Genomic DNA, 19,571 nt, shown 5'->3' with positions numbered 1-19,571 from the left:
ATCAAGCAGCCCCCTGGGTGGCCAGCTCCTGATCCACCCAGTCGTATCCGGTTTGCTCCAGCTCAAGGGCCAGTTCCCGTCCGCCAGTGCGCAGGATCTGGCCCGCAGCCATCACATGGACATAGTCCGGGGTGATCTCATCAAGAAGACGCTGATAGTGAGTGATCAACAGCGTGGCGTTGTCTTCCGTCGCCAATTGGTTCACTCCACCGGCAACGATGCGCAGGGCGTCGATATCGAGACCCGAATCGGTTTCATCGAGAATCGCCACCACAGGCTCAAGTAGCGCCATCTGCAGGATCTCGTTGCGCTTTTTCTCACCACCGGAGAACCCTTCATTCACACTCCGCTCCAAGAAGGCGGGGTCCATCTGCACCACCTTGAGCTTGTCGTGCACGTGATCCTCAAAGGCAAACGTGTCGAGCTCCTCCTCCCCCTGTTTCTCCCGCCGAGCATTGGTGGACACCCGCAGGAACTCCAGGTTGCTGACGCCGGGGATCTCAACCGGGTACTGAAATCCGAGAAACACCCCCAGCCGGGCCCGTTCCTCAGGATCCAGCTCAAACAGATCCTGACCGCGGTAGCGAACGGTGCCGCCCGTGACTCGATACGCCGGATGCCCAGCCAACACCTTGGAGAGCGTGCTCTTGCCACTGCCGTTGCGGCCCATCACGGCATGGATCTCACCAGCCCGCACCTGCAGATTCACCCCCTTAAGGATGGGCTTGTCCTCGACGGAGGCATGCAGGTCTTGGATGTCGAGCAGCAGCTCAGCGTCAGGGCGAATCACGGAAGGAGGCGTTGAAAAACAGAGACAAGGTGGAGACAGGGATCAGCCCACGGATCCCTCGAGTTTGAGGGCCAACAATTTGTCAGCCTCAGCAGCGAACTCCATGGGCAGCTGGTTGAAGACGTCGCGGCAGAAGCCACTGACCATCATTGAGACGGCTTCTTCAAAACCAATGCCACGGCTCTGGAGATAGAAGAGCTGGTCTTCAGAGATGCGACAGGTGCTGGCCTCGTGCTCGATGGCCGCCTGCGGCTGCTGAGAACGGATGTAGGGGTACGTATTCGCAGCAGCCTGATCGCCAATCAGCATCGAATCGCACTGGCTATAGTTACGAGCTCCCTTGGCATTGGGCCCCATTTGCACAAGGCCTCGGTAGCTGTTGCTGGAGCGTCCGGCGCTGATGCCTTTGCTCACGATCGTGGAGCGGGTGCGCGGTCCGACATGGACCATCTTCGTGCCGGTATCGGCCTGCTGGCAGTTGTTGGTGAGTGCAACGGAATAGAACTCACCTACTGAATCAGCACCCTGGAGCACACAGCTGGGGTACTTCCATGTGATGGCCGAACCGGTCTCCACCTGGGTCCAGCTGATGCGGCTGCGATCACCACGGCACTGGCCGCGCTTGGTCACGAAGTTGTAGATCCCGCCCACACCGTTTTCATCGCCGGCATACCAGTTCTGAACCGTGGAGTACTTGATGGAGGCATCCTCAAGGGTCACCAGTTCAACCACCGCAGCGTGGAGCTGGTTGGTGTCAAACATCGGGGCGGTGCAGCCCTCGAGGTAACTCACCGAGGCACCTTCTTCGGCCACGATCAGGGTCCGCTCGAACTGACCGGTGTCCCCGGAATTGATCCTGAAATAGGTGGACAACTCCATCGGGCACTCCACCCCCTTCGGGATGAAAACAAAGGATCCGTCGCTGAACACCGCTGAGTTCAGGGCGGCGAAGTAGTTGTCGTTGCTGGAGACAACAGTGCCGAGGTAACGCTCGATCAGCTCGGGGTGCTCTTTCACCGCTTCACTGAAAGAACAGAACACCACGCCGTGTTCCGCCAGCTTCTCTTTGTAGGTGGTGGCGATCGACACGCTGTCGAAAACAGCATCCACAGCGACATTGCTGAGGCGCTTCTGTTCGCTCAACGGGATACCGAGCTTGTCGAAGGTCTCCAGGAGCTTCGGATCCACCTCATCAAGGCTGGCCTTCTTGTCCTGCTGCTTGGGCGCCGCGTAATAAACGATGTCTTGATAGTCGATCTCGGGATAACCGAGGGCAGCCCAATCAGGCTCCTCCAGGGTGAGCCAGTGGCGAAACGCCTTGAGCCGGAACTGCAGCAGAAAATCCGGCTCCTCCTTCTTGGCAGAGATCAGGCGAACGACCTCTTCACTGAGACCCTTGGCGATTTTGTCGGTCTCGATCTCGGTGACGAAGCCGTACTTGTACGGCTGACTGACGAGATCCCGTGTGGAGGTACTGGTCATTCCGTTCAGCCGACGGTGGCGTTAATCGTTTCAGTGGAGATGGATTGCGTCTTGTCAGGGCAGGCGAAAGGATTGTCCTCAGTGAGGAAGAGCATGCAGTGGCATTCCTTGCGTTCACGCATAGGAACACAGGGACAGTTCCAAAAGGCCTGGGAGACCTCGGCCTCTTTGTCGTCGTAGTGCCGGCAGGGGCACAGAGCGCCTCCCAGGTCGTCCTTGTGACGCGCGAGACCTTTCAGAACAACAGCGGTGACACTGGGATCAGCACAGAAATAGGTGCCTGTCCGCTGCGCGTAGGTTTGAGCGAACTTGCGGATCACCTCCAGACTTTCTGCTGTCGGCTCTTGAGGGGCGTCGGACATAGAAGTGGAGGGAGCGGCGAATTACGAAACCCCGCGGTTTCCTTATCGGAAGCCTAGGCCAACAGGCCTCCGGTCAGCGGGCTTCCCATTGTGACCCGCAACCCGGCCGACATTCCGAGGCAATTCGATGGCATCGTGTGGGAAGGTTTCGCTTCTTCATGAGCGCCTCGGCCCCTGCCAGCACCCGCGACGCCGTGCTCTCCCTGCTAATGGAGCGCGGAGAGGAAGATGCTGGCAATCTGGCCGGCACCGTGGGCATTTCCGTGCAGGCCATGCGCCGGCACCTGCGCTCTCTTGCCGAAAGTGGCTTGGTGTGCTCCAGCAGCAACTCCAGCGGCCCCGGGCGTCCCAGTAACCGCTGGTGTCTTACCGACCAGGGTCGGGCCCAGTTTCCAGACGGCAGTGACCGCTTCGCCCTGGGGCTACTGGATTCGATGCGCAGCCATCTCCCCGAAGCGACCGTGCGTCAGCTGCTGAACCAGCAGGCCGAGTCGAAAGCCAGCCAATACCGAGAAAGCCTGGGCGATGCCTCCCTTGAGGCTCGCCTCGAACATCTGGCACGGCTGCGGCGCGACGAGGGCTACGTCACCGTTTGCAGCAGAGATGACGACGGCGTCAGCTGGCGACTCGAAGAAGCCCATTGTTCAGTGCAACGCATCGCCGAGGAATTTCCTGCGGTCTGCGACCAAGAGTTACTGCTGATTCGGCAGACCGTGCCGGACTGTCGAGTCGAACGCGTGCATTGGCGGCTCGAGGGCGGTCACGCCTGCGGCTTCCGGATCACTCCGCTTGCCCAGGGCTGATGGCCATCGACCGGGCGACGATTGAGCAGATCGATGCCACCTTGCTGCCCCAGCTGGATCGGCATCACCTGCGGGTTCTGAGCCATTGCCTGGACAGCTTTCAGGCGATGGCAGGACGCGAGGCCACAGGAGCGATCCCCGACGAAGACCAACAGCGTCTCTGGTGCAGGCAGCAACCCGTCGTCGCGGACGACCCCGCCTTTCTCGAAACCCTGCTCCAGCAGCTCAGGGCTGCCGCCGACCAGCTCGATCAGCTGGCGATTGAACTGGGCAAGCCACCCCTGGCACTGACCCTCGACGATCTAATCAACGCCGCCGAAGCCCGCTGCCGTGGCTGACATGGCTGTCATGGCTGTCATGGCTGTCATGGATAACGCCGTCGAGCTGCCATCATCAATTCATCTGTTTAACGCGGGCGATGCTTGATATCTCTGACGCCCTCAGCTTCTTTCGCCTGAGCTGTGGTCGGTGGACCTCGCAGCGCAGCCAGCATCATCTGCTGCATCGCCGAGCCGAAGCCGGAGCCTCCTTCATCGTCGTGGAGGAACTACTGAAGGGAGACGAGCGACTCGCGGAGATCGCCGAGCGCAACAACGAGAGCGTTGAGCGAATCGTCGGCGGCTGCTGGGTGCGCTGGAGCGGATCAATGGCCTGGGACCGCGCCGGTGAATCCCACGAGGACCAGACCATGTTCGGACTGATCCCCGAGGACGAGACGGGGCGACGCGGACTCTTGCTGCGGGATCGCGGCTATGCCGAAAAAGCACCGGTGGCGGGCCAGTTCCGCATGGACGAGGAAAACGGCCTGATCCTCACCACCGATTACGAAATGATGAGCTCCCTGGAGCGCTTCTGGTTCGCGGGTCCGAACCTGCGGCTGCGCACTAGCACGGTTCAGGGGCTCTCCAACAACGCCTCCTTCTGCATGGAAACCCGGCAGCTGGATGACGCGCCGGAGTCCAGTCATAACGCTCAAACTTCCATCAGCGCAGCCGGCCTCGCCCCGTTCGGCTGGTAAGCAGAAATACTTAGAAGAAGTATTACGGCATGTAATCGCTGCAACACCTGCTGAAGGGGGCAAGACCGAGCACTTCTACGATCCCGAACAGTGGATGCTGTAGCTCGCGTGGCCATTCCTCTTCTGGAGTACGCACCGATCACCCAAAACTCCCTCAGGAGTGGTGTTCCAAACATTCGCGTTGGCTCCGAGGAAGGATCGAGGGCCTACTCCATTGAGATTGCCGACGACCGGGACAACTTCGACACGGTGGTCGAGAGCGGCTACCGCCAAATCTTTTTCCACGCCTTCGAGACAGATCGGGACGTCAACCTTGAGTCCCAGCTCAAGGATGGCCAAATCACCGTTCGTGATTTCATCCGCGGCCTGGTGCTCTCCGACACCTTCAAGCGCACCTTCTACGGCTTCAACAGCAACTACAAAGTTGTCCGCCACCTTTGCGAACGGATCCTTGGTCGCAAAGTCAACGGGAAAGGCGAGGAGCTGTCTTGGTCGATCGTGATTGCGACCAAGGGCCTCGAGGGCCTGGTTGACGTTCTCCTCGACAGCACTGAATACCTTGACACCTTCGGCTACGACACTGTTCCGTACCAGCGGAACCGTGTGCTTCCCGGCCGCGAGCTCGGTGACACTCCCTTCAACATCACCACCCCTCGCTACGACGAGTACTACCGCGGAATCCTGGGCTTCCCTCAGCTCATCTTCACCGGTGGGCCTGCCAAGAAATTGCCGGAACGCGCAAAGATCCGGAAGGGTGGTTCTCCTTCGGACTACATGGCCTGGGTCAGCGAAATCGGCAGTCCACGTCGGGTCGGTGGGAGCACCAGTGCCGACATCGACTACCTGGCAAAGGTTCCTTATCGCACCCTCGGCCGCTGAGTCCGGAGCCAAGCACAATCAAAAAAGCGGGGCTGAAGCCCCGCTTTTTTTGTGTGAGAGACAGTGATCCCCGGGATCGGAGCCCAACAAGTGGTCAGGATCCACTGACCCTTGGGCCATTGCCGGCTCGAAAAGGAATTTTTCGGATCACAATGATCCCAAACGAAACCTGGAGTTTTTAGGCGTGTCTCAAACACTGTCATCACTGGCACGTCTCACCCTTCGTCAACTGCGTCAGATCGCCAGTGATCTGGGCGTGCCGCTCTACAGCCGCAAGAGCAAAGAGACTCTTGTCGACGAAGTTGCCCAGCGTCAGCAAAAACGTGGGGGAGACCTGAAAGCCATCGAAGCGGAGCTCAACGCACCGGCCGTGAGCACGAGCGATACCCGCGTTGTGTTTCTACCCCGTGATCCCCAATGGGCCTACGTGTTCTGGGAAATCTCGGAAGCCGATCGCAAGGTTGCCCAGAAGGATGGAGCCAGCCGTCTTTGCCTCCGCCTGTCCGACGTCACCGGCATGCAGGACGGCAACGCACATCCACATACTCTCCAGGAAGTGCCGGTCGACAGCCACAGCACCGAGTGGTATTTGCCTGTACCTCTCTGCGACCGGGATTACCGGGTCGAACTGGGCTACCGCATCGGCACGACCTGGATGTCTTTGGCCTTCTCTTCGGTGGCGCGCGTGCCTGCTCTCCACCCCAGCGAACAGATTCTTGACCAGTTCGTTCCCTTCAGCCTCGATGCTGCCCCAGCAGCACCAGCAACGACGACGACTCCCGTCTCACCAAGTGAGTCGAGCAACAGTGGTCTGCACGAGCGGCTCTACCAAAGCGCGACTGTTCAATTCCGCCGGCGCCGGGTCGGCTCTGAAGAATTCCAGGAAGGTTTCGATACCTCTGGCGAAAGCACCGGGTTGAACGACTCTGGTGTTGGCCTGTGGGCCAGCGGCCGCAACGAATCCGGCCTGGGTGGCGTGGCACCTCGCCAACGCTCCTTCTGGCTGGTCGCCGACGCCGAACTGATCGTGTACGGCGCCACCGACCCTTCGGCCCGCCTCACCATCGGAGGAGAGGAGGTTCCTCTCTCCACCGATGGCACCTTCCGGATTCAGGTGCCCTTCCGGGATGGCGAACAGATGTATGCCATCGAGGCCACAGCCTCTGATGGAGAGCAGAAGCGCAACATCACGCTCAATTTCAAGCGTGAGACCCCTGAAGACAACAGCAACCCCGCCAGCGAAGCTCGCGCCGAGTGGTTCTGAATCCTTCTGATCCCAAAGCTCCAGCCTCCCTGCGCTGGTTCGTGGCCATCACCCCCCTCGCGGGGGCGATGGTTTTTCCATTGGTCGTGCCTTTGGTGATGGCACGGGTGGGTATCGGAGCAGGTGTTGGCGTGGCCCTCGTTCTGAGCGGAATCTGGTTTGTTGCGATGCTGAAGACATCGGAGATGCCCCACTGAAACCAGGGGAACTCTGGTTAAGGCTCAGACTTGATCGAGATGCTGAAGTGCAAGCTGGCATTGATGGCAGCGGCTCTTCTCTGCAGTGGCTGCAGCCAGGCAGGGTCGGTCGTGGGCGAAAGCCCAGCGGCTCTTGCACTGCCCAACAAGATCGATGTGGTCTTCAACCACAACGCCACATCGCGCTACAGATCACCCCTGACTGGGGCCTGGCGTAATGGTGACGACCTGGAGCAATGGCTGATTTCATCCATTGATGCCGCCAACCAGGAGGTGCTCGTGGCTGTTCAAGAGATCAGCCTGCCAAGGATTGCCGTAGCACTGATCGCAGCAAAACATCGCGGCGTTCTTGTTCAGGTGATCCTTGAAAACAACTACAGCGCCTCCTGGAGCGAACAACGACCCAGCCGATTGAACCAGCGAGAGCGACACCGCTGGCATCAGTTGAACCGCCTGGCCGATAGCGATGGGGATGGCACAACAAGCCCTGAAGAGGCCTTCCGCGGTGATGCCGTTGCATTACTCCAGGCCGCGCAGATTCCACTGCTTGACGACACCGAAGACGGCAGCAGTGGGAGCGGCCTGATGCACCACAAGTTTCTGGTAATCGACCAAACATCGGTGATCACCGGAAGCGCCAATTTCACCAGTTCCGGTGTGCATGGGGATGCGGGCCAGCCATCCAGCCGCGGCAATGTGAATCACCTGCTTCGGTTCAACAGCCTTGAGCTGGCATCCGTGTTCCGCAAGCAGTTCACCCAAATGTGGGGGGACGGCCCCGGCGGTAATCCGGACAGTCGCTTTGGCCTGCAAAAAGCAAGCGAGGGCACGCAAACGGTGCGGGTCGGCAACACCCAGGTGGACGTGCTGTTCTCACCTCATCCCAAAAGGAACCAGGAGCACGGGCTCAACCAGCTGGCTAAACAACTGAGGCGTGCAAAGCAGAGCATCGACATGGCCCTGTTTGTGTTCTCAGCTCAGCAATTAACCAACGTGCTGCGGGACAAGATCGAAGAAGGTGATGAGATCCGCCTGATTGCGGATCCTGGCTTTGCGAGCCGCCCCTTTTCAGAAGTGCTCGATCTGCTGGGAGTCACCCTTCCGGATCACACCTGCAAGGTGGAATCTGGCAATGCGCCCCTGGATCAGGGCCTGAAAGGCATCGGCACCCCACGCCTCGCCCGTGGTGACAAGCTGCACCACAAGTTCGCCGTGATCGATAACCGCACCGTGATCACTGGGAGCTTCAATTGGTCGCCCTCAGCCGCTCACACCAACGACGAAACCCTGCTGGTGATCCACTCACCCCAACTCGCCCAACACTTCACCCGTGAGATGGATCGCCTCTGGGATGGAGCAGAACTCGGGATCACACCACACATCCAACGCAAACTCGACCGTCAAAAGATCCGATGTGGGGACGGCGTGAGGAAGGACTGACCTAAATTCCCGTACCAGCTAATCCCGAGGTCATGAAAGCTGTTCTGGGCATCCTCACCGCAGGCTCATTGCTGCTCACAGCAGGCTGCGCAGAACTTCGAGAGATCGCTGAAGAGTACCAAGCCGAGCAAGCAGCAGAGGAAGCTGAACAAAACAGAATCAGAACTCTCGACCTTGATCAACCAATCGCGAGTCTTGGCGTCGAAGCAATTGCTGAGGAGTTCGAAGCCAACTCCGTGATGGCAGAGAACAAATATATGAATCAGCCCATTGAGCTCAGAGGATATATCGGCAGCATTGACGACTCTATGTTTGATGAGAAAAACATCAGCATCACCATCAGAGGCGGGGAATACAGTTTCTCATCTGTGAGTTGCTCGAAGCCAAGATCATCAGACGCAGTACGCGAGCTCAGGAAAAACATGCGTGTCGCCGTACGGGGAGTAATCACATCAGAAGAAATGGGCATCGGTTTGTCACGATGCAAATTCTGGATCTTCTCCGAAAACCGCTGGGTTGGAGTCGAACCAACAGCCCGAGTGAACTCATCACAAGAAAAAGATGAGACAGAGCAAAAATCAGAAGACACAGAGACTGAACGCAAGGAGACAAAAACAATCACCAGCCTGACCGAACGATGCGCACCTGTATGGGAAAGAGCAGATTCACTTAGCGGATCCTACGGAGAAGCAATGAATAGTGTTTACCGAAACAACAGAGAATGCTATTGCGAAGGAGACCGCCAGAAAGTAGCAGAGATGGGTGACGACATTGCTCAGAGATACGAGAACTTCTGTGCTACAAACTGATTCAAAACCAATAATGAGAATCCGAAACACAAGGGCAGGATTCATCCAAGCCCAATTCAATGACGACGCCTCATCCCTTGTCATCGTTGAAGTCCTCCTCATTGCCGTTGCATTTGGAGTTGGAATGCAGAGCTGGTGGTGGGGAGGAGGGATCTTCCTCGGAGGAATGATCGTCATGGTCACTCCTATCCTGAATATCTTGTTCTGCCTCGCCATGACCGCAGCCTGGGCAGTTGCTGGGTTTCACATCGGAGAAGCAATTGGGCAAGACGGTGCCAACTACGTCATCGCCATTATTGTGGCACTAGTGTCTCTTGGCGCTCACCTAGGTGCGATCGAATGGGCAGAAGATATGGGAGCCAAGGATTAACATCTACTTCTGAAACCTTTCCACCAAAACCACTCACAGGAATGATCCACGCACTTGCATCAACAACGAAACCAACGCGGAGAAGAGGTGAAAAGACGCTGAATCCCTTGGCCTTAGGCTTAGGCTTAGGCTTAGGCTTAAGCTATAACAAGCTTGATAGCAGCAAGTGACAGGATTTGGCGGGCCAGCAAAAGGGAAGGCAAATAAATCCTCAAGAAAGCCGCAGCTAAATTTTCAAAAATGGTTCAACCAAGCCATTTTTTCGCACCAAAAAGGTCGACTCAGAGAGGCCGAATCGATTTACAAAAAAATGATCGCCGCAGGAACATCTGATCCCGCCGTTTATTGCAATCTTGGAATCATATGCAAAAACAGTGGAAGAATACAAGAAGCCCTTAAATATTACGAGCAAGCTTCAGAACACGAGCCAGACGACTCAAAAATTTTTAGCAACATTGGAAATCTATACCGAGAGACTGGCGAGCTTGATCAAGCACTTAGATACACCTTAAAGGCACTTGAGCTCGATCAAAAGTCATCGACCATACAGATGAATTTGGGCGGTATTTATCGGGACCTTGGAGAGACAGATCAAGCCCTAGCAGCCACCATCGCATCCATCGAGCTTGATGCAACCAATATCGAAGCAGGGCAGAATCTTAAAAGCCTTGCCAGCAGTATCAAGATCAGCGCGGCGAATGAAAATTCAGCCAGGAAAGCCTACGAAATGCTGCTCAATCGCGATGACTTGTCCCACCGCAAGCTATGCCCACTGTTCATTCAACAATACCTTAAACAGATCCAAACAGCTGCTCAGTCAAATCCCATCATTTCAGATCACAATCAGGCCTTTCATGAGCTTGCCTCTGAATGGAGATTCAGAAAATCTCTGACACTAATGATCCCGCCCCATCACGAGATTGAAGCATTCCTCACTCACCTAAGGAAGGAATTTCTGGTTCATATCAAACAGAATGGCGCCATACCCAAAAAATTTAAACCTCTCCTCGAGGCACTAGCGACACAATGCTTCCTCAACGAGTACGTCTATTGGCAATCAGATGAAGAACAACAATGGGTCAAGCATCTGATCAGCGAAATTAGAAAAAGCAAAGAGACATTCAACCAATACTTACCCATCATTGGCTGCTATACACCCATCCATAGCATCACCACTCAAGCAGAAGACTTAAATAATTACCCCATCAGCAGTGATGAAAGTAGAGCTTTTATTGAAACTCAGTACAAAGACTCCGAGGAAGAGACGGCCATCAAGTCCCAGCTCAGCATGGGTCAAAAAATAACCGATACGGTCTCACTTGCAGTCCAGCAAATGTACGAAGAAAATCCTTACCCCCGATACCAATATGCAGACCACACTCAACCCCTTTTTGCAAAATCAACGACTGAGTTCATATCCCTCGAAACAACAATTTCAAACCCCTTATTCACGAATGAGCTCTCATCACCCAACTCCAACCCCAATATTCTGATCGCCGGATGCGGAACGGGAAACCAAATCATCAATGCCAGCCGCTATAAAAATGCACAAATCACTGCCATAGACATCAGCAAGAACAGCCTGGCTTACGCAGCCAGGAAATCACAGGCGTACCAAATGAACAATATTCGGCTCCAACAACTCGACATTCTGGACGCCAATCAGCTTCAGGATGTCTATGACGTGATTGAGTGCAGCGGAGTCCTGCATCACATGCAAGACCCCGCTAAGGGGCTGGCAGCACTCAACAGCAAGCTCAAACCAGGCGGCTATATCAAGATTGGCCTGTACAGCAAACTTGCCAGACAGAAAGTCTCAGCAGCACGAGAGCTAATCCAAAAACTGAGCATTCAAAGCACACCAGAAGGCATCAGAGATTTTCGTAAGCAAGTCTTTGACGACGATCAGCACGAGCTAAAAGATCTATCCATTCTTGCGAATGACTTCTATTCACTCTCCGAGTGTCGCGACCTTTGCTTTCACGTTCAGGAGCATCAGTTCACCACCGAGACTCTGGAAAAACTTTTAGAAGCCGAAAAATTAGTGTTTTGTGGATTCATGCTTCCGAAATCCATCAAGACTGCTTACCAACGGTGCTATCCAGAAGACAGCAATGTCACCTCACTCAGCAACTGGGGAGAATTCGAGGAGGACAATCCATCAACCTTCCAAAGCATGTATCAATTCTGGGCCTACAAGCCGTTGTAGATACTTTCACCAATGAATACCAAAGCAATCAAACATCAAAAAGGCTCTGTCGTCATCAACAGGCAAAAAACAATCTGCTCCCCAACGAAAGTGGATCGAGCGAAGGTTTTCATCACCAAGACATCATCAACTACTTCGCTGATTGATCTTCCAAAATATTGATTGGCTTCAACTGCGTAAAAGCACGCCAAACTAGTCCCATGACATCCAAGATCACACGCATCCTGCTGCTCCTCGCCATGGCCAGCCCCGCAATTGCGGCAGAGCCCTATGAGCCCTGGCCCAGCAAGGACCAGTTGAGAGGGATCGAACATGCTGCCTACGCCTGTTCCCGCGAAAACTCAACGGAAGCCTGCGCGCGCGTTCGCGAGCTTGCTGACCCTCTGATGGACAGCCAAAGGCTGCCTGGGCTTTGCAAAGACGTGCTGTGGACGTTGATGGATGAAGCCAAGGTCGCCAGCAGCAATGACTTCCGACGCAAAGACGCCATCACCAACACAGCACGGCGCATCCCAAAGGTCTGTGCCGAACCGGTCAAGAAAAAGGAAAAGCCCAAAGCACGTCAGGCCTAAGCCTGTTCAAGGCTCAATCAAAGTCAAAGCTGAACCGCTGACCTTGCATCAACGTGGCTACTTCTCTTCGAATGGCATCTAGGAGCGCCAAACTCACGTCGGGGTGCTTCTTGATCTCGTCGACAAAAATCTGCACGTCGGCAGCAGTGAGACCGTGCCTTGAGATTCGGGAGTCCACCTTTTTGCGGAACGACTCCAGAAGACTTTGCTGATTAGCTTCTAGAGGCTTGGAACCGGGATGGTGGACGTCCTTCGAAGAAACAGAGGCCATCAGTCGGATATCGCCGATTCGTCGAGCAAATCAAGCAACGTCTCTGATGTAGCGAGCATCTCGCCCATGCTGAGTTCGCTTTCCTGACCGGCTAGTTCGGAGGCCAACTCACACGCCTTGGAGGAGTGGCCTGAGACATCACAACTGTTGGAGAGCCGCACGATGGCGTTGGAAAGCTTGCCGCGCAGGCATTCTTCCGAACCTGACTGGTTGATTACAGCATTGGCTGCCGTGACTGCATCTTGAGACGCCTCAGGCAAAGGCTGGGCCCGCTTCCAACTCTGGGATGCGCCCACGGAGGGGCACGCCCATGCAGTGCCGACGATCAACAGCAGCAGAAGGCGATGCATGGTCGTCGGCATTGTTGCGAGGCAAAGGGTAGCGATCTCAACTGGTCACGCCCATGGCATCGCCAATGGATTTCCATGTTTAGGTTCCGCATAAAGCTCCCCATCCGACGTGATGACCACCTCGGCCCCTGCAGAACCGACCCAACACCAAGTGCGCCTGGACGCCCCCTTCACCGACCAGAAGCCAGGGACCTCAGGCCTGCGTAAGAGCAGCAGCCAGTTCGAGGAGCCTCATTACCTGGAGAGCTTCATCGAGGCGTCATTTCGCACTCTGCCGGGCGTGCAAGGGGGAACCCTGGTGCTGGGGGGAGACGGCCGTTACGGCAACCGCCGGGCCATTGATGTGATTCTGCGGATGGGCGCAGCCCATGGCCTGAGCAAGGTGATCGTCACCACCGGCGGCATCCTTTCCACACCTGCAGCTTCCAACCTGATCCGGCAGCGCCAGGCCATCGGCGGCATCATTCTTTCGGCAAGCCACAACCCCGGCGGTCCGAACGGCGATTTCGGAGTGAAGGTCAACGGCGCCAACGGTGGACCCACCCCCGCCTCCTTCACCGATGCGGTCTACGAGTGCACCAAGACCCTGGAGCAATACTCGATCGTTGAGGCCTCAGCGATCCCCCTGGATGCACCCGGTCTGCACAGCATCGGCGCCATGCAGGTGGAGGTGATCGACGGCGTCGACGATTTCGTCACGCTGATGCAGGAGCTGTTCAACTTCGATCAAATCCGCGATCTGATCCGCAGCGACTTCCCGCTGGCCTTTGACGCCATGCATGCCGTCACCGGGCCCTATGCCACCCGCTTGTTCGAAGGGCTTCTGGGCGCACCGGCGGGGAGCGTGCGCAACGGCACACCCCTGGAAGACTTCGGCAACGGTCACCCCGACCCCAACCTCACCTACGCCCACGAGCTGGCTGAACTGCTGCTCGAAAGTGACGACTACCGCTTCGGCGCCGCCTGCGACGGCGATGGCGATCGCAACATGATTCTGGGCCAGCGCTGCTTTGTGAACCCCAGCGACAGTCTCGCCGTACTCACAGCCAACGCCACATCAGCTCCGGCCTATGCCAACGGCCTGGCCGGTGTGGCCCGCTCCATGCCCACAAGCGCTGCCGTGGACGTGGTGGCCAAAGAGCTGGGCATTGACTGCTTCGAAACCCCCACCGGCTGGAAATTCTTCGGCAACCTTCTGGACGCCGGCAAGATCACCCTTTGTGGTGAAGAGAGCTTCGGCACTGGCAGCAACCACGTCCGCGAAAAAGACGGGCTCTGGGCCGTGCTCTTCTGGCTGCAGATCCTGGCCGAACGCCGCTGCAGCGTCGCCGAGATCATGGCGGAACACTGGAATCGCTTCGGGCGCCACTACTACTCGCGTCACGACTACGAAGCCGTTGCCAGCGACGCCGCCCACGGTCTCTACGACCGCCTGGAGGCCATGTTGCCGAGCCTGATCGGCCAATCCTTTGCCGGACGCGTCATCAGCGAAGCGGACAACTTCAGCTACACCGACCCCGTGGATGGTTCCGTGACCACGGGTCAGGGCCTGCGCATCCTGTTGGACGACGGCAGCCGCGTGGTGGTGCGTCTGTCTGGCACAGGCACCAAAGGAGCCACGATCAGGATCTACCTGGAGAGCTATGTGCCCAGCACTGGCAACCTCAACCAGAACCCCCAGGTCGCCCTCGCCGACATGATCAGTGCGATCAACAACCTGGCGGAGATCAAGCAACGCACGGGGATGGATGCCCCCACCGTGATTACCTGAAGCGGCTGGACCAAACCGAGAACAAAAAAAGCCACCTAGTGGGTGGCTTTTTTTATGGCTCTTGTTGATTCCTCAGCGACGACGACCACGGTGAGAGTTGTAGTGGCGATACGCCGGATCGGTGGCTTGTTCCTGCAACTGACGCATCGACTCGATGGCAAACCCACCCAAGCCTCCTGAGGTGATCACCATCAGATAGAAGAGACGCAAGCGGCCAACATCGATCTCGGCCGGGCTGTTGTCGATCAACACCTTGAGGAAATAGGCAACAGCCAAACCAAGGCCAGCGCCAATGGCCACAGCAATCAAAACGCGCATGCCACTGAAGGGCTTGCGCTGATTCACCTCAGGCTTCGGCTCAGACATCAGCTTGGTTGCGGAGTGGGCGTAGCGCCATCCTCAGGCGGCTTGGCATCGGCTTGTCCCAGCAGGGTCTTCATCACCACGTAAAAGACAGGAACCACCAAGGTGGACAGGAAGGTTGCCACCAGCAAGCCACCGAACACCACCAAACCCAGGGACGACTGGCTCTGGGCACCAGCACCACTCGCCAACATCAAGGGCAAGAAACCGGTGAGGGAGGAAATCGCCGTCATCAGAATGGGCCGCAAGCGCGACTTGGCCGAGAACGTGGCAGCTTCGAGCGCCGAGGCCCCTTCTCCCATCTTCTGATTGGCCAGGTCGACGATGAGAATCGCGTTGCCGCCCGCAAGACCAATCAACATCACCAGTCCCACCTGGGCATAAATGTTGAGCACCTGACCGGCCGCCCCAAGAAACACAAGAGCTCCCAGCAGGGCCGTGGGCACCGTCAGCAAGATGATGATCGGATCGGTGTAGCTCTCGTACTGGGCGGAGAGCACCAGGAACACAGCCAGGATGCCCAGGGCGAAGATCACAACGGCCAGGGATCCGGCCTTCACTTCCTCTCGGGAGATACCGGTCCAGTCGAAGCCGAGACCTTGATAAGTGCCCGTGTTGAAGATCTGCTTCATCGCCCCGATCGCCTGACCCGAGCTATTGCCCTCCTTGGGGGTGCCGTCAATCTTGATCGAGCGATAGAGGTTGAAGTGAGGAATGACGCTCGGGCCCACCGTTTGCTTCACGGTGAAAAATTCCGAGAGAGGAATCTGTTCACCCTTCGCATTGGCGACGTAGATGGCAGACAACCGCTGTGGGGTGGCTCGGCTCACCTCATCCGCCTGCACATAGACCCGCCGCACCTTTCCTTCCTGGAAGGTGTCGTTCACATAGCGACCACCGAAGTTGACGCTGAAGGTCGACATCGCTGAACCGAAGTCGACACCGAGGGAGGCCATCTGCTCCCGGTCGACATCGATTTTGTATTGCGGCGCCTGCGGCGAGAACAATGAGTAGACCTGATTGAGGACGGGATCGGTGTTGGCCGTCTGAATGATCTGCTGGGCAGACCCGAAAAACTCATTCAGCGAATACACGCCGCTGCTCTGATCAAGCAGCTGGAACTCGAAGCCGCCACCGGTGCCGTAGCCGGGGATCGATGGTGGCTCAACCACAAACACCCGACCGCCATCAATCGCGCCATACAACTTGGCGTTGAGACGCTTCACCACAGCACCCACGGTGTGGTCATTACCGGGACGTTCATCCCAATGCTTCATCCCGATGAAGAACAAACCCTTGTTGGGGGCGTTGCCATCGAGGCTGGCGCCACTGAACAGAGCAGCCGATGAGATGTCTTCCTCCGAGCGCATCACTTCGGCCACCTGGCGGTTGATCTCCAGGGTTTTCGCGTTGGAGACCCCATCAGGAGCCTGCACGAAACCGATGGCATAGCCCTGGTCTTCAATCGGCACAAAACCACCGGGAATGCGGGTGAAGGCAAAACCGGTGAGCAGGATGCCGGCAGCCAGAGCCGCCATCACGATCGGGCGCGCTTTGAGCACGCCATCGAGGATCGTGGCGTAGCGCTTCTCAAAGCCACCGTAGAGGCGATTGAAGTTGGTGAAGATAAGGGGAACGAAGTAGCCGACACCACCACCGATGGCGGTGAACAACACCACAGGGATCGGATTGGTGAAGATCACCCCGGTGGTGATCACGCCCACTGCAGCACCACCCGCGGTGAAGGGAAGACGCAGCGGCAGGCCGGTGATCTTGCCGGCGATGAAGCCGATCACAGCACCGATCACCGTAGGGATCAGGGCGGCGGCGGCTCCATTGCCAGCACTGAGCAGGCCGTAAATGAAACCAAGAACAACACCGGCCGTGGCGTACTGATTGCGGCTGAGCTCCTTGGTTTCGCGGGACAGGAGCAGGGCCGAGAGCATCGGCGAGAACGTCAACGCGTTGAAGGTGGAAATACCAATCGAAAAGAGAATCGTGGCCGCGAACTGCTTGTAGATCGTGCCGGTGGCACCGGGGAAAAACAGCACCGGCAGGAACACCGCCATCTTCACCAGAGACGTGGCGATCACAGCACCGAACAGCTCATCCATGGTTTCCATGGCCGCCTGCACGGAGGTCATGCCCTCCGCTTTCTTGGCCGAGGTGTCTTCCACCACCGTGATGGCGTCGTCCACCACCAGACCGGTGGCCAGCACCAGACCAAACAGGGTCAGCTGGTTGAGAGAGAAGCCGAAGGCCAGCACCAAAGCGAAGGTGCCGATCAACGCCACTGGAATCGCAATGGCGGGAACGAGCGTTGCCTTCCAGTTCTGAAGGAACAGGAACAGAATCAGCACCACCAGAATCACCGCATCCCGCAGGGAGTTGGTCACACCTTTGATCGACTGGTTGATGAAGTCGGTGGTGTCGTAGATCTTCTGCACCCCGAGGCCGACAGGCAGGGTTTTCTCAAACTCGCCCAGCACGTCCTTGACGCCGTTGGAGACCTCAATGGCGTTACTGCCGGAGAGCTGGTAGATGGCGATACCCACCGAAGGCGTGCCATTGAGATCCATGGCATCGATGCCGTAGGTCTCACCCCCGAGCTCCACCCGGCCTACATCCTTGAGCCGCACCAGACCACCGGCGTCGGTGGTTCTCAGAATGATGTTCTCGAATTCCTGGGTGCTAGTCAGGCGACCCTGCAGCTGAACGGTAAAGGTGAACTCCTGGCCTTCAGGAGCCGGAGCACCGCCGATCTGGCCGGCAGGAACCAGGCGGTTCTGACTTTGCAGCTGATTGACCACATCGGTGGCCGACAGGTTGTTAGCCGTCAGTTTCTCTGGATCAAGCCAGAGCCGGAAGGCGATCTTTCTGTTGCCGAAGTAGGTGACGTCGCCGACGCCCTTCACCCGCTTGACGTTGTCGGTGAGGTTCTTATCGAGATATCCACTGATCGTCTCCACCGAGTATTCGGTCTTGGAGGGGTCTTCGTTGACGAAGTTGTAGACGAGCAGGATCGAGTTGGAGGCCTTGTTGACCGTCACACCCGACTTGCGCACCTCCTCGGGCAACTGCGGCTCCGCCAGGGAGACGCGGTTCTGCACGTTCACCTGGTTGATGTTGCCGTCAGTGCCGCTTGCAAACGACACCGAGATCGAACTCACACCGTCCGACGAGCTGTTGGAGGTGATGAAGTCCATGTTCTCTACCCCGTTGATCTGCTGCTCGAGAACGGAGGTCACCCCTTGCTCAACAGCAACCGCATCGGCGCCCACGTAGGTGGACTGCACCTTCACCGTTGGTGGAGCAATGTCTGGAAGGTTTTCGATCGGCAGGATCGGAATTGCGATCAAACCGACGATCACGATCAAAAGGCTGCAGACCGTGCTGAGAACCGGCCTGGTAATGAAGTTATTGGATGCAGACATCGTTCAACCTCAGTTCGCCTTGGCGGGTTGCACCTGCACGGGCATGCCGTGTTTCAGGTTGAGCAGATTGGTGGTGACCACCATCTGGTTGGCTTCAAGGCCTTTGGTGATCGGGTAGAGCTGGTTCTCCAATTCGCCCACCGTGACCGGTGTTTGCAGGGCGAACTTGGCATCGGCGGGCAGCTTGCCGGCCTTGATTCCCTTCTCCAGGGTTTCAATATCTGCCTTACCGGGGTTCTCTTTGAGCTCCTCAAACGTGCCGAGGCGGAACACGAAGCTCTGGCCTGACGTCTGGGTAACGGCTGCAAAAGGAACGGCAAGTTCTTCCTCGGCCTTGATCTGAACCCGGGTGCGAAGGCGTTGACCATCCCGCAGTTTTCCATCCTCATTGGGGAAGACCGCCTTCACCAGCAATCCCTGGGTCTGCTTGTTGACCCGGGGGTCGATCGAGCCCACCTCTCCGGTGGCAAGCAAGTCGTAACTACCCGGCGCACTGAGCAGTACCGGCTGCCCAAGGGCCAGACGAGAGGAGAAGACTGCGGGCACCTCGACCCGTGCTTCGAGTTCGTTGTTTTGCACCAGGCTGGTGAACACCTGGCCTTGCTGAATCACATCGCCAACCTTCACGTTCACATCAGCGACCGTGCCAGCAGAAGGGGAAGTCAGGTTGTTGTAATCAAGCTCGGCCTTCGCCGAGATGTACTGGGTGCGATAACGATCCAATTCCTTCTGTGATGCAGCTCCTGTCTCAGTCAAATATTTGTAGCGCTCGTAGTTGGCTCTAGCGGTTTCGGCTTTGGCCTTTTTCTCGACTTGATCAAGCACCACCAGCAATTCACCGGCTTCGACTTCATCACCCTGGCGAATCTTCAACTCAAGGATTCGACCTCCCGACTGGGCGGCGAGCTCGACAAGATTGCTGGCCTCCAGCGTGCTGACGGTGTCGACACCCTCAGTGAATTCAGCCATCTGGGTCGAAACGGCCTGCACCTTCGGCGGCGGCGGCTTCGGTGCTTCGCTCTTGCAGGAACTGACCGTGATCAGGGCGGCGAGGGTGAGCAGGAGTCGCTGCGGATGACGCACGGCAAAAAGGCTTTCTCGGATTATGCAGCGTTCCTGAGAGCCTGGCCGCACAGGGTTTGCACCTCTGGGAACCGACACGCCCAAAAACGTTCGATTCGGACCAG

20 protein-coding genes are annotated in these 19,571 nt (G+C 57.1%); 12 read left to right on the top strand and 8 right to left on the bottom strand.

Translation table 11 applies throughout. The annotated features are described in order from the left end of the window. Position 1: 1 nt before the first annotated feature. Genes sufC through FZX13_RS11785 form a run of 3 tightly spaced genes read right to left on the bottom strand, consistent with a single transcriptional unit; the run spans position 2 to position 2,634 of the window. Positions 2–790, bottom strand: a complete 789-nt coding sequence (sufC, locus tag FZX13_RS11795) for a Fe-S cluster assembly ATPase SufC (RefSeq protein ID WP_226409724.1) — start codon at positions 788–790, stop codon at positions 2–4. 42 nt (positions 791–832) lie between these two features. Beyond that, positions 833–2,272 (bottom strand): Fe-S cluster assembly protein SufB, encoded by a 1,440-nt coding sequence (gene sufB / locus FZX13_RS11790; RefSeq protein ID WP_226409723.1) that lies wholly within the window; start codon positions 2,270–2,272, stop codon positions 833–835. Between the two features lie 5 nt (positions 2,273–2,277). Then, positions 2,278–2,634, bottom strand: coding sequence for a ferredoxin-thioredoxin reductase catalytic domain-containing protein (locus tag FZX13_RS11785; protein ID WP_115022527.1), 357 nt, complete (start codon positions 2,632–2,634; stop codon positions 2,278–2,280). Positions 2,635–2,792: 158 nt separating this feature from the next. Between FZX13_RS11785 and FZX13_RS11780 the strand changes: the two genes are divergently transcribed. From FZX13_RS11780 to FZX13_RS11730, 11 genes are all read left to right on the top strand, one after another. Further along, entirely contained in the window at positions 2,793–3,437 is a 645-nt protein-coding gene (locus FZX13_RS11780) for a metalloregulator ArsR/SmtB family transcription factor (protein WP_226409722.1), read from the top strand. Beyond that, positions 3,437–3,775, top strand: coding sequence for a hypothetical protein (locus FZX13_RS11775; protein ID WP_226409721.1), 339 nt, complete (start codon positions 3,437–3,439; stop codon positions 3,773–3,775). Before FZX13_RS11780 ends, FZX13_RS11775 begins: the two co-directional genes overlap by 1 nt. An 80-nt stretch (positions 3,776–3,855) precedes the next feature. Then, a complete protein-coding gene (locus FZX13_RS11770; protein ID WP_226409720.1) occupies positions 3,856–4,455 on the top strand; it encodes a phycobiliprotein lyase in 600 nt (199 codons plus the stop codon). 108 nt (positions 4,456–4,563) lie between these two features. Then, complete coding sequence (locus tag FZX13_RS11765; protein ID WP_370586228.1) at positions 4,564–5,334, top strand: phycobilisome rod-core linker polypeptide; 771 nt, start codon at positions 4,564–4,566, stop codon at positions 5,332–5,334. 184 nt (positions 5,335–5,518) lie between these two features. Continuing rightward, complete coding sequence (locus FZX13_RS11760; protein ID WP_166017719.1) at positions 5,519–6,598, top strand: DUF4912 domain-containing protein; 1,080 nt, start codon at positions 5,519–5,521, stop codon at positions 6,596–6,598. Beyond that, positions 6,589–6,795 (top strand): hypothetical protein, encoded by a 207-nt coding sequence (locus FZX13_RS11755; protein WP_226409719.1) that lies wholly within the window; start codon positions 6,589–6,591, stop codon positions 6,793–6,795. The genes FZX13_RS11760 and FZX13_RS11755 overlap by 10 nt, the downstream gene beginning before the upstream one ends. Positions 6,796–6,834: 39 nt before the next feature. After that, complete coding sequence (locus FZX13_RS11750) at positions 6,835–8,235, top strand: phospholipase D-like domain-containing protein (RefSeq protein ID WP_226409718.1); 1,401 nt, start codon at positions 6,835–6,837, stop codon at positions 8,233–8,235. Between the two features lie 32 nt (positions 8,236–8,267). Next, positions 8,268–9,044, top strand: a complete 777-nt coding sequence (locus FZX13_RS11745) for a hypothetical protein (protein WP_226409717.1) — start codon at positions 8,268–8,270, stop codon at positions 9,042–9,044. Beyond that, positions 9,031–9,414 (top strand): hypothetical protein, encoded by a 384-nt coding sequence (locus FZX13_RS11740; RefSeq protein ID WP_226409716.1) that lies wholly within the window; start codon positions 9,031–9,033, stop codon positions 9,412–9,414. The genes FZX13_RS11745 and FZX13_RS11740 overlap by 14 nt, the downstream gene beginning before the upstream one ends. Before the next feature lie 166 nt (positions 9,415–9,580). Beyond that, positions 9,581–11,623, top strand: a complete 2,043-nt coding sequence (locus FZX13_RS11735) for a methyltransferase domain-containing protein (RefSeq protein WP_226409715.1) — start codon at positions 9,581–9,583, stop codon at positions 11,621–11,623. A 200-nt stretch (positions 11,624–11,823) separates the two neighbouring features. Beyond that, a complete protein-coding gene (locus tag FZX13_RS11730) occupies positions 11,824–12,195 on the top strand; it encodes a hypothetical protein (protein ID WP_226409714.1) in 372 nt (123 codons plus the stop codon). A gap of 13 nt (positions 12,196–12,208) precedes the next feature. Here FZX13_RS11730 and FZX13_RS11725 read toward each other — a convergent pair whose 3' ends face one another. Beyond that, on the bottom strand, positions 12,209–12,466 hold the full coding sequence (locus FZX13_RS11725) for a hypothetical protein (RefSeq protein WP_226409713.1): 258 nt from the start codon (positions 12,464–12,466) through the stop codon (positions 12,209–12,211). Beyond that, positions 12,466–12,816, bottom strand: a complete 351-nt coding sequence (locus tag FZX13_RS11720) for a hypothetical protein (RefSeq protein ID WP_226409712.1) — start codon at positions 12,814–12,816, stop codon at positions 12,466–12,468. The genes FZX13_RS11725 and FZX13_RS11720 overlap by 1 nt, the downstream gene beginning before the upstream one ends. Before the next feature lie 112 nt (positions 12,817–12,928). Between FZX13_RS11720 and FZX13_RS11715 the strand changes: the two genes are divergently transcribed. Further along, a complete protein-coding gene (locus tag FZX13_RS11715) occupies positions 12,929–14,587 on the top strand; it encodes an alpha-D-glucose phosphate-specific phosphoglucomutase (protein WP_226409711.1) in 1,659 nt (552 codons plus the stop codon). A 72-nt stretch (positions 14,588–14,659) separates the two neighbouring features. On the opposite strand, the gene FZX13_RS11710 is transcribed toward FZX13_RS11715, so the two are convergent. From FZX13_RS11710 to FZX13_RS11700, 3 genes are read right to left on the bottom strand one after another with little or no spacing between them, the layout of a single operon-like run. Beyond that, entirely contained in the window at positions 14,660–14,953 is a 294-nt protein-coding gene (locus FZX13_RS11710; protein WP_115022550.1) for a hypothetical protein, read from the bottom strand. Beyond that, on the bottom strand, positions 14,953–18,384 hold the full coding sequence (locus FZX13_RS11705; RefSeq protein WP_226409710.1) for an efflux RND transporter permease subunit: 3,432 nt from the start codon (positions 18,382–18,384) through the stop codon (positions 14,953–14,955). Before FZX13_RS11705 ends, FZX13_RS11710 begins: the two co-directional genes overlap by 1 nt. Positions 18,385–18,393: 9 nt before the next feature. Beyond that, a complete protein-coding gene (locus tag FZX13_RS11700) occupies positions 18,394–19,467 on the bottom strand; it encodes an efflux RND transporter periplasmic adaptor subunit (RefSeq protein WP_166017711.1) in 1,074 nt (357 codons plus the stop codon). Positions 19,468–19,571 lie beyond the last annotated feature (104 nt).

The organism is Synechococcus sp. MU1625, assembly GCF_020514205.1.
GTDB lineage: Bacteria > Cyanobacteriota > Cyanobacteriia > PCC-6307 > Cyanobiaceae > Parasynechococcus.
This window is presented reverse-complemented; position numbering and strand designations above follow the sequence as displayed.

What these genes read in the sequence shown, in the direction of transcription:
- sufB (WP_226409723.1), bottom strand. Translation starts at nt 2,272, where the DNA reads ATGACCAGTACCTCCACACGGGATCTCGTCAGTCAGCCGTACAAGTAC.
- FZX13_RS11785 (WP_115022527.1), bottom strand. Translation starts at nt 2,634, where the DNA reads ATGTCCGACGCCCCTCAAGAGCCGACAGCAGAAAGTCTGGAGGTGATC.
- FZX13_RS11780 (WP_226409722.1), top strand. Translation starts at nt 2,793, where the DNA reads ATGAGCGCCTCGGCCCCTGCCAGCACCCGCGACGCCGTGCTCTCCCTG.
- FZX13_RS11775 (WP_226409721.1), top strand. Translation starts at nt 3,437, where the DNA reads ATGGCCATCGACCGGGCGACGATTGAGCAGATCGATGCCACCTTGCTG.
- FZX13_RS11770 (WP_226409720.1), top strand. Translation starts at nt 3,856, where the DNA reads ATGCTTGATATCTCTGACGCCCTCAGCTTCTTTCGCCTGAGCTGTGGT.
- FZX13_RS11750 (WP_226409718.1), top strand. Translation starts at nt 6,835, where the DNA reads ATGCTGAAGTGCAAGCTGGCATTGATGGCAGCGGCTCTTCTCTGCAGT.
- FZX13_RS11745 (WP_226409717.1), top strand. Translation starts at nt 8,268, where the DNA reads ATGAAAGCTGTTCTGGGCATCCTCACCGCAGGCTCATTGCTGCTCACA.
- FZX13_RS11730 (WP_226409714.1), top strand. Translation starts at nt 11,824, where the DNA reads ATGACATCCAAGATCACACGCATCCTGCTGCTCCTCGCCATGGCCAGC.
- FZX13_RS11725 (WP_226409713.1), bottom strand. Translation starts at nt 12,466, where the DNA reads ATGGCCTCTGTTTCTTCGAAGGACGTCCACCATCCCGGTTCCAAGCCT.
- FZX13_RS11720 (WP_226409712.1), bottom strand. Translation starts at nt 12,816, where the DNA reads ATGCATCGCCTTCTGCTGCTGTTGATCGTCGGCACTGCATGGGCGTGC.
- FZX13_RS11715 (WP_226409711.1), top strand. Translation starts at nt 12,929, where the DNA reads ATGACCACCTCGGCCCCTGCAGAACCGACCCAACACCAAGTGCGCCTG.
- FZX13_RS11710 (WP_115022550.1), bottom strand. Translation starts at nt 14,953, where the DNA reads ATGTCTGAGCCGAAGCCTGAGGTGAATCAGCGCAAGCCCTTCAGTGGC.
- FZX13_RS11705 (WP_226409710.1), bottom strand. Translation starts at nt 18,384, where the DNA reads ATGTCTGCATCCAATAACTTCATTACCAGGCCGGTTCTCAGCACGGTC.